This window comes from Sporosarcina contaminans, assembly GCF_042679045.1.
GTDB lineage: Bacteria > Bacillota > Bacilli > Bacillales_A > Planococcaceae > Sporosarcina > Sporosarcina contaminans.
Genome location: NZ_JBHTLT010000048.1, coordinates 1 through 13,476 on the forward strand (window position 1 = coordinate 1; position 13,476 = coordinate 13,476).

14 protein-coding genes are annotated in these 13,476 nt (G+C 38.1%); all 14 read right to left on the minus strand.

Going from position 1 to position 13,476, the window contains the following annotated elements:
• Nucleotides 1–233 precede the first annotated feature (233 nt).
• The 14 genes from ACFQ38_RS10745 to ACFQ38_RS10810 all read right to left on the minus strand — a co-directional run bounded on the left by ACFQ38_RS10745 (nucleotide 234) and on the right by ACFQ38_RS10810 (nucleotide 13,280).
• Nucleotides 234–1,268 (minus strand): ABC transporter ATP-binding protein, encoded by a 1,035-nt coding sequence (locus tag ACFQ38_RS10745; protein WP_381480783.1) that lies wholly within the window; start codon nucleotides 1,266–1,268, stop codon nucleotides 234–236.
• On the minus strand, nucleotides 1,261–2,250 hold the full coding sequence (locus ACFQ38_RS10750; protein WP_381480785.1) for an ABC transporter ATP-binding protein: 990 nt from the start codon (nucleotides 2,248–2,250) through the stop codon (nucleotides 1,261–1,263). The genes ACFQ38_RS10745 and ACFQ38_RS10750 overlap by 8 nt, the downstream gene beginning before the upstream one ends.
• A gap of 18 nt (nucleotides 2,251–2,268) precedes the next feature.
• Nucleotides 2,269–3,570 (minus strand): aspartate aminotransferase family protein, encoded by a 1,302-nt coding sequence (locus tag ACFQ38_RS10755; protein ID WP_336823757.1) that lies wholly within the window; start codon nucleotides 3,568–3,570, stop codon nucleotides 2,269–2,271.
• A gap of 12 nt (nucleotides 3,571–3,582) precedes the next feature.
• A complete protein-coding gene (locus tag ACFQ38_RS10760) occupies nucleotides 3,583–4,782 on the minus strand; it encodes a hypothetical protein (RefSeq protein WP_381480788.1) in 1,200 nt (399 codons plus the stop codon).
• Nucleotides 4,783–4,784: 2 nt separating this feature from the next.
• Nucleotides 4,785–5,708, minus strand: a complete 924-nt coding sequence (locus ACFQ38_RS10765) for a succinylglutamate desuccinylase/aspartoacylase family protein (protein WP_381480790.1) — start codon at nucleotides 5,706–5,708, stop codon at nucleotides 4,785–4,787.
• Nucleotides 5,709–5,724: 16 nt separating this feature from the next.
• Nucleotides 5,725–6,612, minus strand: coding sequence for a nickel transporter permease (gene nikC, locus ACFQ38_RS10770; protein ID WP_381480793.1), 888 nt, complete (start codon nucleotides 6,610–6,612; stop codon nucleotides 5,725–5,727).
• Between the two features lie 4 nt (nucleotides 6,613–6,616).
• Entirely contained in the window at nucleotides 6,617–7,600 is a 984-nt protein-coding gene (locus tag ACFQ38_RS10775) for an ABC transporter permease (protein WP_381480795.1), read from the minus strand.
• A gap of 42 nt (nucleotides 7,601–7,642) precedes the next feature.
• Nucleotides 7,643–9,226, minus strand: coding sequence for an ABC transporter substrate-binding protein (locus tag ACFQ38_RS10780; RefSeq protein ID WP_336823752.1), 1,584 nt, complete (start codon nucleotides 9,224–9,226; stop codon nucleotides 7,643–7,645).
• A gap of 13 nt (nucleotides 9,227–9,239) precedes the next feature.
• Complete coding sequence (locus ACFQ38_RS10785) at nucleotides 9,240–10,331, minus strand: M24 family metallopeptidase (RefSeq protein ID WP_336823751.1); 1,092 nt, start codon at nucleotides 10,329–10,331, stop codon at nucleotides 9,240–9,242.
• A gap of 178 nt (nucleotides 10,332–10,509) precedes the next feature.
• A complete protein-coding gene (locus ACFQ38_RS10790; protein ID WP_336823750.1) occupies nucleotides 10,510–10,848 on the minus strand; it encodes a DUF3870 domain-containing protein in 339 nt (112 codons plus the stop codon).
• A 480-nt stretch (nucleotides 10,849–11,328) separates the two neighbouring features.
• Complete coding sequence (locus ACFQ38_RS10795; RefSeq protein ID WP_336823749.1) at nucleotides 11,329–11,817, minus strand: GyrI-like domain-containing protein; 489 nt, start codon at nucleotides 11,815–11,817, stop codon at nucleotides 11,329–11,331.
• A gap of 154 nt (nucleotides 11,818–11,971) precedes the next feature.
• The gene (locus tag ACFQ38_RS10800; RefSeq protein WP_336823748.1) at nucleotides 11,972–12,328 is read right to left on the minus strand and encodes a GyrI-like domain-containing protein; all 357 of its coding nucleotides are present in this window, start codon (nucleotides 12,326–12,328) and stop codon (nucleotides 11,972–11,974) included.
• A 133-nt stretch (nucleotides 12,329–12,461) separates the two neighbouring features.
• Nucleotides 12,462–12,842 (minus strand): VOC family protein, encoded by a 381-nt coding sequence (locus ACFQ38_RS10805; protein ID WP_336823747.1) that lies wholly within the window; start codon nucleotides 12,840–12,842, stop codon nucleotides 12,462–12,464.
• A gap of 39 nt (nucleotides 12,843–12,881) precedes the next feature.
• Entirely contained in the window at nucleotides 12,882–13,280 is a 399-nt protein-coding gene (locus tag ACFQ38_RS10810; protein ID WP_336823746.1) for a VOC family protein, read from the minus strand.
• Nucleotides 13,281–13,476: the final 196 nt, after the last annotated feature.

Consider the following 13,476-nt stretch of genomic DNA (forward strand, 5'->3'; position numbering starts at 1 on the left):
CTAGTCGCCATTAAAAAAACACCTCCGAATTGATTTCATAAGGTTCAATACCCTATTTTCAACGAAAGGTGTTTTTATTTGTCTCATTTTCTTAGGTCAGTTCCCATTTTTTATCGGCTGAGTTTTATTGATTATGTTCTGTTATTTTCTGCGTTAATCATATGATTTGTTTACGTATCTTCGGCGGTCATAGTTCCTGTTATCCAAATATGCAACCCTATTATCAATCAATTCTATGTTAATACCTTTTTCTTCTTCTCTTCCATTGCTCCAATGATGTTATTGTGATCGTATAAATGACAGACAACCTGTTGTTGTTCATTTATCGATTGCAATTCAGGTCTCTTTGTTTTGCATACCTCCATTGAATACGGACAACGTGTATGAAATGCACAGCCACTTGGCGGATTAGCTGGATCGGGAACGTCTCCCGATAAAATAATTCGTTCTTTCTTCACTTCTGAATTCACTTCTGGGACTGCAGAAATGAGTGCTTCAGTATACGGATGATTAGGCTTCTCAAACAGTTTTTCTGTTGTCGAAACTTCCACTATTCTTCCTAAATACATAACGATAACACGATCAGCAATATGCTCAACGACTGATAAATCATGTGTAATAAAGAGGTACGTCAAATTGTACTCCTGTTGCAACTCCCGCAAAATGTTTATAACTTGGGCTTGTACCGATATATCCAATGCGGATACGGGCTCATCCGCAATAATAAGTTTGGGATTTAAAATCAATGCTCTTGCAATACCTATCCTTTGCCGTTGACCTCCACTAAATTCATGGGGATATCGTTCCGCATACGATTCGTTTAGTCCAACTGCATTTAAAATCTCTTTCACCCTTCTAATTCTTTCATTCCGAGAGCCTATACCATGCACTTTTAAAGGTTCCAATAAGGTCCGCTTAATCGTCCATTTAGGATTTAAGCTTGCATACGGATCTTGGAATACCATTTGGATATCCCTTCGAAACTTTTTCAACTCTTGCTTATTCAGCGATTCAATTCGTTTGCCTTCCATCTCGATAGAGCCCTCTGTCGCTTCGTATAGTTTAATAAGCAATCTGGCCATTGTTGATTTACCGCAACCACTTTCACCGACTACACCAAGCGTTTCACCTTTATATATCTCAAAACGAACCCCGTCCACTGCTTTAACAGCTGCCTTCTGCTTTGAAAGGACACCTTTCTTCATCGGAAAATGTTTTGAGAGATTGTCAACTTTAAGAAACACTTCTTTTTCATTTTCCTTAAGCATTGACTACAGTCCTTTCTTCCTCATATAACCAGCATGCTACTTGTTTTTCGTCAGCAGCTTGGAAAAATGGTGGCTGTTCAGTTCTGCACTTCTCTTCAGCAAATGGACATCTATCAGCAAAGCGGCATCCTTTTCCCCATGACACTGGTGGCGGCACTTGGCCGGGAATGAAGGGAAGTTTCGATTGTGGCGGAGTGTTTTTGGGCAAGGATGCAAGCAAGCCCTTCGTATAAGGATGTAACGGATTAGACAAAACCGATTTAACTTCACCGCTTTCTACAATCCTGCCCGCATACATTACCAACACACGATCACAAGCCTCTGAAACCACACCTAAATCATGCGTTATTAGTATCATGGCAGTATTATTCTCTCTTTGCAGTTTTTTCAGTAACTCCAATATTTGAGCTTGAATGGTGACATCCAAAGCAGTAGTGGGCTCGTCCGCAATGATTAGCTTAGGATTACATGCGATAGCAATTGCTATCATAACCCTTTGCCGCATTCCCCCTGACAATTGATGTGGATAGCAGTCAGCAATCTCAGCAGCTCTTGCGATTCCTACTTCTTTCAATAAATTAACAATGACTGCATGCCTTTCCGCCTTTGAGAGGCTTTTATGAATCTTTAATGACTCACCAATTTGGTCACCAACTTTATATACAGGATTCAAGGACGTCATCGGTTCCTGAAAGATCATGGAGAGCTGGTCGCCGCGCAAACCGCGGAATTTCTTCTTGGATACTCCGCTTAAATCTATATCGTCAAATAGGATAGCATCTGCCTTCACTTCACCCGGAGGTTTTATTAAACCCATGACAGAAAGGGACGTTAAACTTTTTCCACAGCCTGATTCACCAACAATTCCTAACGTTTCACCCTCAAATACTTCAAAGGAAATATTATCTACTGTCACGATCTTCTGTTTATTATTCTTAAAGCTAGTAGATAAATTCTTCACGTCCAATATTTTTCGTTTCAAATTTATCGCCTCCCAAGATTACACTAGTGTCCGTAAGGCTTCATCCATTGATTTCAATAACTTTTCTAATTCTGCGTCTTTATGGGCATATGAAATCGCATGATGAAGCAAGTAATTTCCGGAGCAATATACTCCTTGCTCGCTAAGCGCATGTGTGAATTTCTGGTAGGCCTCTTTATTTGATTGGGCAGCATCTCGATAGTTATTTGGTGCTTTGTCCGAAAAATACCAATGAAAATGACCGCCTTTTCCGCGCATCATAACAGAGATATTTTTCTCTTTTGCGCTGTCATTAAATTTCTTAATGAGCATATCGGTTCTACGATCTAATACTTCCAAAACATTTAACTCTTCATAAAGCTCCATAAAAGAAAGCGATGCCGCTAACGATACTTGGTGTCCATTATAAGTTCCGACAAATGAACATGATCCCGGACCAGGCGCTGATTTACCCATTATTTCAGCTTTACCCGCAACAGCCGCCATTGGATAGCCATTGCTAATCGCCTTCCCGAATGTCGATAAATCAGGCGCAACTCCATGTCTGACCTGCAATCCGCCTTTCGATTCTCTAAAACCAGTAAGCAACTCATCGAAGACAAGAATAATCTCATATTTGGAGCATAGATCTTTCAAACCTTGAAGATATTCTTTTGACCCCGGTATATATCCAACATCGATCATTGTCGGTTCAATAATTAAAGCTGCAAGTCTTTCATGATGCGCAGCAAATATACGCTCTGTTGCGTCCAGATCATTAAAAGGTATGACAACTGTACTTTTTACAACATCTTCCTTTAACCCTAATGAACCTGGTAAGGAATTCGGCTCACTTGCATCTCCTGCAAGATCTAAATTTGGCCAAGTGCTCACATTCACTGCATCATGCCATCCATTATAAGCACCTTCCACAACCGCAATATCCTGTTTCCCTGTATAGGTGCGGGCGATGAGCATTGCATGCATAACCGCTTCCGTTCCTGTATTGGTGAACTTAACCTGATCAGCTGTTGTAACGAAGCTTAAAAACTTCTTTGCCGTTTCAATGCTTAACTCTGTTTCCAAACCTGTAATTATTCCATTTTTAAGACGCTCTTGCATCCTCTCGTTAAATTCTTCATTGTTATGTCCAAGAATGACTGCGCCATTTCCCATAATAATGTCTAAGTAGGAATTATCATCTACATCCTTAATATAGGCACCATTTGCTTCTTTAAAATAGATCGGATGCGGTTGACGAAAGCGACTATTCGAATGCACACCTCCCGGAACAAACTTACGAATGTTTTCATATAGTGTTGAAGATTTCGTCAAATTCATTTTTTATTCTCCTTATCCATATAGCCGCAGTTCTTCAGCTGTTAGCATATTTTCATACAAATAGTAATAGAATTCTTTTTTCTGACTGTCGGATATTCGTTTATAGGCTTCCTTTACTCCTTCATAGCCTCGATAATATGCATATATAAATGGAGCCCTCAGTGGGTGGCTTATAAAGCGCATCCGCGAATCAATCCACTCTTTTTGTCCAAATGCAAAGGATCTTAAAAACTTCCTCACTTCGTGTTCTGGCCTGTTCAATTCATTCAGCATATAAGATGAATTCATTCCCGCTACGGATTTGATGCGCTGGACTGTATCGGCTATCCGATCATGATCCGTCGTCATCCAATCAATAAACTGCAGACCATTGTCGCCTATCCCTTCAAATGATGGACTTGATGCCGAGTTTGTGATAACCAATGCAGCATCTGCAGGAACTTCTCCTCTTAAATAAGCTTGTTCTCTTACATATAGATGTGTAGTATGTCCTGGAAACACTTCATGTGTCGTTAGGTGTTTCAATGATTCATACGTATAATCCAAATCACCGTTGATGATCATCGTTTCATTGACATAGTCACAATAGGCACTGTAAGGAACGTCATGAACGATTTTCACTTTTATATGAATGTCTTCCACTTCCGGAAACATTTTTTCTACTACTCTTTCTTTTGCTTTATATAACAATTCATTTAGTACCGATTCAATCTCATCGAGAGGTACATGCCTACTTGCTGTCCACTGTCCGTAATTAGACTCCAGGTCGCCTCTTAAACCTATGCTTTTAAAATGCGTTTGTAACTCCTCATGTAAGTTTGCACATTGATCTGAAGTGAATGGATTATCATTTACAAATAAAAATCCCCGAACTCTACTAAGAAAATTGTTCAAATCTTTTTTCTTCCAAAGCACTAAGTTTTTAATGCTTTCGATTTGCTTGTTCATATAGAATCTTCTACGTTCATCTTGTATTGTTCTATATTCATGCTGTAACTGCACCAAATCCTCATATACATCTTCTAAGCTTGTATACGTTTCTGGCTTGAGAGTAGTTAGATTGACAGGTACTATTCCTTCGGAGTTTAACGCTTCTTCTCTTGAAGTGCTCTCATTTGTCATTTGTTTGAAAAGATGATCGAACCCTTGAACAATACGAACAAATTTGTCACCTAACAAAAAATCCTTTTCCTCATATACGATCGATTTCATAATTAACGCTCCGCCGTTTCTAAGTTTCCTAACATGTAGCCATAATCACCAGCGTTCACTTTACCTACAAGACCCCTCATTAAAACTACGATATTTTGTTCAAATGGCGTCTCAATGGTTTCAAGCAATTCAAACGTTTTAGGATTGTAAATGTTCGCTAACACCTGTTTACCTTCGATTTTTTTACCTACATGATCAAAGCTATACTCAGGCACCAACATTCCACCTTGTTTTGGCCGTATAATTTGAATTTCGCTTAATACAGTTTGCTTCGAAGAAATGACAGTGTCGCCAGGAATCATTTTCAAATACTTCAGACAATTAATAATACCTTTAATTCCTCTATCGATATGCTCCCGGAAGTTAGGGCCTCCACCGATCTCAACAGTTACACTCGGAATGCCTTTCTCCGTTGTATATGTCGCAGTAGTTCCTTCATATACGTCAGCAGGGCGATACAAAAGCGGAAAATCAAATGCTCTTGACATCTCTTCTGCATTCTGAATATAGACATAATCTACAATCGGAACTGCCCCACCTGCATGTAAATCAATATAAAAGTCCACTTGATCCAAAAAGTTTACTACGATACTCTTTGCTAATTGCTCACTTACCCAACCATTTTCATTTCCCGGAAATAATCTGTTTAAATTATTCATATCTAAAGGCGTGTTACGAGATAATGCCTCAAATGCCAATGGATTTGCCACAGGCAATAAAAGAAGCGTCCCCGATAGTTCTTCATCGTTGATCGACTCATAAATTCTTCTAATAATTTCGCTACCAATAATTTCATCGCCATGGATTGCTGCTGAAATGCCTAAAGTCGGTCCCGGCTTGCTACCTTTAATTGTATGGATGCCTAATGAAACTTTTTCTCCGTTCGATAAATGCGTAACAGTAACCTCTTCGAATTTTCTACTCATGTCTACGTACTCCCTTTCATCTTCTTTTTAGTTTTGTATCTGTTAAATCTCTAATTCCATCGCCAAGGAGATTAAAGCCTAATACTGTAATCATGATGGCAATTCCAGGATAAAGAGAAAGATGGAACGATTCTCTTATATACTTCATCCCGAAAGCTAAGGTCCATCCCCAACTTGCTTCTGGGGGCTGTATGCCCAAGCCTAAGAAACTTAGTGTCGCTTCCGAAACAATTGCAACGCCAATGCCTAAAGTAGCGACAACAATGATGGGTGCCATCGTGTTCGGTAGAATATTCAGAAAAATTATTCTAAAATCTGAAGATCCTATTGTTTTTGCCGCCTGAATATACTCTTCTTCTTTTATCGAGAGGACATTTCCACGGACAATCCGTGTATAGTTCGTCCAATAGACAAAACCAAGTGCAATAATAACGTTATTTATCCCTGGACCTAACGATGCAACTAAAGCAATTGCTAACAAAATAACCGGGAATGATAAAAAGATATCTACAATGCGCATAATAATCGTATCAATCAGCCCGCCATAATACCCCGCAATCAATCCCAACGTCACTCCGATCACCATGGATACCGCAACTGAAACAATACCTACATGCAATGAAACTCGTGCACCATAGACCAATCTTGTAAACAAGTCTCTTCCATACTGATCTGTTCCTAAAATATGATTTTCTTCTCCAGGCTTCAACAATGCCTTACCCATATCCATTTCATACGGATCATGCGTTGTTAGCAATGGAGCGAAAATAGCGCATAGGACAACGATCGAAACGATTATTCCTCCTATGAATGCTGATTTGCTCTTTAAAAGAAGACTTGCCTTATCCTTTAAATTAAATCTATAAGGTTTTTCTTTCTCTATATTGAGCTCCAATTTTTTCACCTACTTACTGTTGCTGTATTTTTGGATTAATCAACGAGTACAATACATCGATTAATAGGTTAATAAGGGCAAACAATAGAGCTACTACTAATACCGACCCCTGAACTACTGGGAAATCTCGTTGACTAATTGCAGTAATGAGCAGCCTTCCAATTCCAGGCCATGCAAACACTGTCTCAGTAACAATAGCCCCTCCAATTAGATTGCCAAATTGCAAGCCGATAATTGTTACAATCGGGATCAATGCATTTCTGAAAGCATGTTTCATAATGACATAGAAATTTTTTACGCCTTTCGCTTCAGCTGTTCTAATATAATCTTCATTTAGCACTTCTAACATGGCTGATCTCACCATTCGTGTAATAAATGCCGCACTCATCAGCCCTAATGTCAATGCAGGTAAGATTAAGTGCTTTAAACTCTCCATGACATAATAGATATTTCCTGTTTTAATCGTTTGACCAATTGCACTGTATAGCGGATCGCCTCTACCGAATGATGGCAATATGTTCAGATCAACTGAAAAGAACAAGATGAGCAGCAGTCCTAACCAAAATACCGGAATGGAGACACCTAATTGGGCAAAAAACATACTTGAATAATCGATCCAAGAAAATTGTTTAACTGCTGACCAAATGCCAAGTGGGACCGCAATGATTAGTGCGATTATCAGCCCTAAAACAGCTAATTCGAGCGTTGCTGGCAAATGAGACATTACAATAGAAGAAACTGATTCATTTTGGATAAAGGATTGTCCCAAGTCTCCCTTCGCTAATCCAAGCAAAAAATGCCCCAATTGTACAAAAAACGGATCATTTAAGCCCATCTGTTCTTTAAAACGGTGTACTTCCTCTTTAGTAGCGTCTTGTCCCAATAATGTAGTGGCGGGATCACCCGGCACTAAAAATAACAGAAGAAAGACAAGGACTGATATTCCTATTAATACAGGAATTAATTGGACTAATCGTTTACCTATAAATCGAGCCATCTTACCACCCCTAAGAGAAGGGGGCTCTCCCCCCTTTTCCATTTATTGAATTGATACGTCTTTTAAACTGTAAAAGCTTCCATTTGAATAGGGAGTAAACCCATCGACATCATTGCTGTACATGGCGAAGTAACCTTGATACAACACTACATTGTAAGCAACATCTTCCGTTACAATTTGTGCAATCTCCTTATACATCTCTTTTCGCTCATTTTGATCTGCTGAAGCTCTCGCACTTTCTAATAATTCATCCACTTTAGGATTATTGTATTTTCCATAGTTGCTGCCGCTAGTCGAATGGAATTGATTATAGGTGGCGCGATCAGGATCCGTTAAATTTAGCCATCCTAACAAGGCAATATCATATTTTCCTTCCATCAAATTTGCGCTGAATGTAGACCACTCATTTGTTACTACCTCCGTTTTTATACCGTTTTTCTCAAATTCATTTTGCAAATACTCCACCATTTGCATCCGATTTGGATCCTCACTATGCGTAGATAACTGGATTTTAAATAGCTTGCCGTCTTTATCGTAAAAGCCATCCCCATTTGTATCCTTCCACCCAGCTTCCTCAAAAAGTAGTTTTGACTTTTCCGGATCGTAAGGAAAGGTTGGTACATCGTCTGTATACGCCCAAGACGACGGAACTAAAGGAGATAATCCTGGTTGATCCATATTTCGATAAACATCTTCTGAAATAACTTCTTTATTAATTAAGTGAGAGATTGCTTGCCTCACTTTCACATCTTTGATTACATCGCTCTCCTGATTGAAGTTTAAATAAGTAAAACCAAGCCCTTCTTTTTCTTCAACAACAAAGTCATCGTTCTCTTTCATTCTTTGTATGTCTTGCGGTGACAATGGAGAATGTACAATATCAATGTCTCCCGCTTCCAGTGAAGCTACACGTGTCGTATTGTCAGGAATTATGAAATACGTAACTTTTTTCGTTTTCGGCGCGCCTGCCCAATAGTCTTCATTTGCTTCAAACTGTATTTTATTGTTCTTGTCCCATTTGACCATCTTATACGGTCCTGTTCCAATCGGTTCAGAAGCCATTTTCTGTTCATCATTTTCAGCAATATGCTTCGGCACAATTCCAATGTCCAAATAGCTCAATAACGGCGCATATGGCTGATTTAAATTAAACTGAACCTTGTATTCGTCAATCACTTCCACTGATTCAATTGGTTGATACATAGATATAAACGGTGCTTTAAAATCCGGATCTAAAATTTTGTCAAAAGTATACTTAACATCCTCTGCGGTGAACGGCTCACCATCATGAAACTTCACATCTTCTCTCAGTGTAAACACCCATGTTAGCGGGTCTGGATTGTCCCATTCAGTCGCCAATGACGGCTCTGGTTCCTGTGTATCAGATAGACGGATTAATCCATCAAAAACGATATCAGTAACCCGTTTTCCAGATGATTCATTTGTCAGTCGGGGATCCATGGAACCCGCATCAATATCCAATCCAACACGTATTTCGCCTTTTGCCTCTCCCGATTGCTCGCCATTAGAAGCACCTGTGGAATTAGGATCCTCATAACTGCATCCCGCAATGAATAGCATCAATACAAGCAAGCCTGCAAACAAACGTCCTTTTTCGATTTTCATGTTCTTATTCTCCTTATACTCTTTCTTCTTCCAATATGAGTAGTTCTTTCGGTAATTTGTTTAAGCATTCCGATCCAGTCTTCGTAACAAGAACAACATCTTCAATTCGAAGACCATAATTTCCTTGCAAATACAATCCAGGACCAACAGTGACGACCATCCCCTCCTTTACAATTTCAGTATTGTTGTGGTGAATATATGGCAATTCATAAGCCTCAATTCCAATACCATGCCCCGTGCCATGGATAAAATATTGTTCGAGATTGTATCGTTTTAAATAGTTTCGAATGGATCGGTCTATTTCCTTCAACTCAATTCCCGGCCGAATGATATCCAAGGCAATTTGTTGGGCTTCAAGCAAACGTGAATATAATGTTGAATAGGCTGAAAATATTTCCGATCGTGCAAACATTCTTGTCATGTCTGAACAGTAGCCATTAAATTTTGCTCCTATATCGACTAAAAGAGGTTCATTTGGAAGAATCATTGTATTTCCCGCTTTGTGATGCGGATTTACGGTATTAACTCCTGATGCAACAATAGGAGTAAACGAAACTTCATCGACCTCATAGTTATCAAAAAAGGAGACAACCATTTGCGCTATCTTCTCCTCAGTTGTTGGATAGGTTTGCAATTGAACCGTTTGGAGCATAACAGCATCGGCAATTCGGGCAGATTGCGATAATGCATTGATTTCATTCTCGTCTTTTATCTCGCGAAGCCTTTCAACACAGTCGGAAATAGATAGTGTAAGATCTTTTCGATTTTGAATGATGTAGTACATGGCAGAGGAAACTAAGTTTTCATCGATTCCTACTCTCTCATGCAAAGGGATTTGTTGTAATATCAAATCAATTGGATAATCTCCGTCCCGATAGAACGTGACATGAAACGGAAAATCCTCTGCAACGCCTTCTGAGAAAATGCTGTTTACAAAAAAACGGATATCTCCTTGTGAATTAATCGTACAAGCAGAAATTCTTTTGCCTGTATCAAATGTAAAATGAAACAAATATGATAAATTCTCTTTAGAAACAAGTACAAGGCGATCCAGTTTCATTTCGTTCATTTTCGCAAGCAGTTTTCTCAAACGTTTATTGTTCATTCATCTTCCTCCATTGTCTCTCGATTTTTTTAATAAAAAAGGGCAGAACTAAAAAGCATCTTGCGCTTTTTAGTTCTGCCCGGGTTTGAAATTTTTGGTATTGAGAAGGGATACTCCTCAACAAAAGATCAAGCAAGCGAACTTTATTCTGTTTTTTATGAGTATAGAGTCAATTGAATTAACTGTCAACAGGTATTTTCATACTTTTATAAATTTGAAACTGGTTATAAGCATCTTTCATCGCCATCACAATAGCTTTCTTCCCTAATCCAAAATATCTTTTTTCAAAAATATCTATTTGCTCCTCGATTCCTTCTCTTAAACAATGCCCTACAAAGATTGTATTAATAAAGTCTGTGCACATATTTGTAATGAATGTACTTGAAGCATTAATAATTTTGTCTGTCCTTGGATCAACCTCAAAACCGACCCCCATCACTCCATACAAATTTTTAGCTGCCATCCCATCAGGGAGACGTGAATATCCAGTACAAATAATTGTATCTTGCGGTTTCAAGTTAATCCCCCCAAAAATGTATTAGCTAAATCACTCGATTTATTTTATAATTCCGAACCTCGAGATAATAATACCACAATTCAGAACATCAGTAAATATAGAAATTTAATAATTGAGATTATTATATAACAACTAAATGTTTTTTCTTAGACGTGCGACTGACAGCGAAAATTCTTCTTGAACTTGTAAACATAACACTGAAAATATGTAATGAATAAACCTTATAAAATCCAAATCAATTCGTTCTCTCTAAAAAAAGACGTACTGAATTATGAAATAGGTAAAAGTCTTTTTATCACCAGTTATTTATGAAACCAATTTTATAAAGACGGTCTCCCATTCAAAGGGAAACCGCCTTCTTATATATACGAATACACGTTTCAATTGTTAAATAACATTTGTGCATCTATTATTTTATTTGTATATTTTTATGCTAAACCTGCCACTTCCTTCAATATGTCCAGTTAGTGTACATCTCCATTATGATTTCTTTTTAATAGGAAACCAAAGTTCCATCTTCATATGGTCGATCTCTGTATCATCAACATCATCATGGTATACTTCTAATCCATAGTCAGCGGCAATTTGATATTCTGATTGGTCGATCCACCTATAAAGTGCATCATACAGATTGCCAGCTTCCCCTTTCGGTCCTTCATATGTTGTAATTGCGTACATATTGTCAGGGAATTCGACACCTTCCATTCCTTCTGGCGGGTTCGATAAATCATCCACTTCCACACATGCAATCCATGTAAAAGGATCTGTATCCGGATTGTAGTTTGGTGGATCCATATAAATTCCATATCCAACTGTTGGATTGATTCGATTGTTAATTTCATCGACTCTTTTATTGAAATCGTCATGTAAAGTAGTAATCAACTTTTTCCTTCGCTCATCACGCAATAAGACAGACAACTTCATTCCCATCACTTTGAAGGTACTTTTACTTTCTGTTCGAATATCCATATTCTTTCTTCCTTTCTTCCCTTTTTTATTCATAATGGAAACTGTCCTTTTACAATGAATTTTTCAATAGAATACTTCTTCAGTATCAATTCCTAATAGGTATGGTAATTTGCAGGCGGAATAAATCACTATAAGCTTGACGAATGCTGCTCTATTATTTAATGACAGGAATCATCATGTCAAACTCAGGATACGGATCTTGGATCATAGGGTATTTTTCAAAACGGGTTAACCCGTCAGGATTCGTTTCTTTATATTGATTTTGATGAATCCAGCGATACATATTGTTATAGGATTCCTTCAAAGTCTGCCCTTTATGATGCTTGCATTCAGCATACGTGAAACGTGGAACTGAAATGATTTCCATTCCATCGGGGATCTGCTCCGTCAACTTTACTTCCACGGCTGAATCATGAACATATGTTTCTCCTCCTTGCTGGGCATGGAAGGATATGTCGAGAAGAACTTCCGAGTTTACCAAAGTATTGATATCACCAATGCGTTCTATCATTAATTGCTATACAGCGCAAATCCCGCCGGCGCCCGCATCAGCAAATGTTCCTTCCCATTTTATTCCGATCGCCTGAAATGCGCTTTTGATCGTTAAAGAAATATCATTTTTTGTGTCATCAATCTTTTCTCCTTCAATTATTCGATGCATCACATTGCACGTTGAACCGATTTCCGTCAATATCGGTAAAGTCTAAAAACAAATTTCCTTGCCCATCATCGTCTATTTCTGTCACTTGAATACCATAGGATTTTAACCGTTCATACAATTGATAGATATCTATCGTTTGCAACCCGATAACCCCATGTTCCCGTCCATTTTGCTCAAACTGAATAGGGCTTGCATCCTTCGATTCCAGCAAAAACAGCATCTGCCCTGAAGAAAAATTCAATTGAGCTAATTTCTCGTTTTTCATATGCCAAATAAATTGCAATTCCAATACATCCCTATACCAAGCAACCGAACGTCTAATATTTTTTACTGGAATTTGTACATACATAATTTGCTCGATCATTTTGAACCTCTCACCTTTAATTTTCTCTTCAGCAATCCTTTATGAAACAGGTGGCCAACCGCTCCAAATATCGATTTTGTTGCCATCCATATCATAGACATAAAAGTTTTTACCACAATCGTCATTGTCCACAATCTCAGTGATAGTTGCACCATTTGCTTTCAAAGCCTCATATAAACGTTGAAAATTGTTTACTTCCAAAGTGATTGAGCACTGTTCTGTTCCATTAATCTCCGTAAAATTTGCATTGACTGCATTTTTGCTTTTAATTAAAAAGATAGATTGTCCTGAGTTTAGGACAAGTTGTGCTTGATCTGCATCCTCTTCAATCGGCCCCATTGTCTTCAATTGCAAATGCTCTTCATACCATTTCGCGGATGCCTTTGGATTGTTGACCGGCAAATAGATCGTTTCAATCTTTTTTACGATTTCTCCCATTTATTCATCCCCCATTTTGACATACTATAAGTACTCATTTAATGAACAAAATGCTCTTTATATTTTAATCTCCCTTCCCGTATTAAAATAGTACTGCTTGAACTCAAAAGAATGATGCTTTCTTATGTAGTTAAATTATCTATCTAACTTTGATTATACAAAGTATATTGACTAATCTAATAAATTTATCATATAG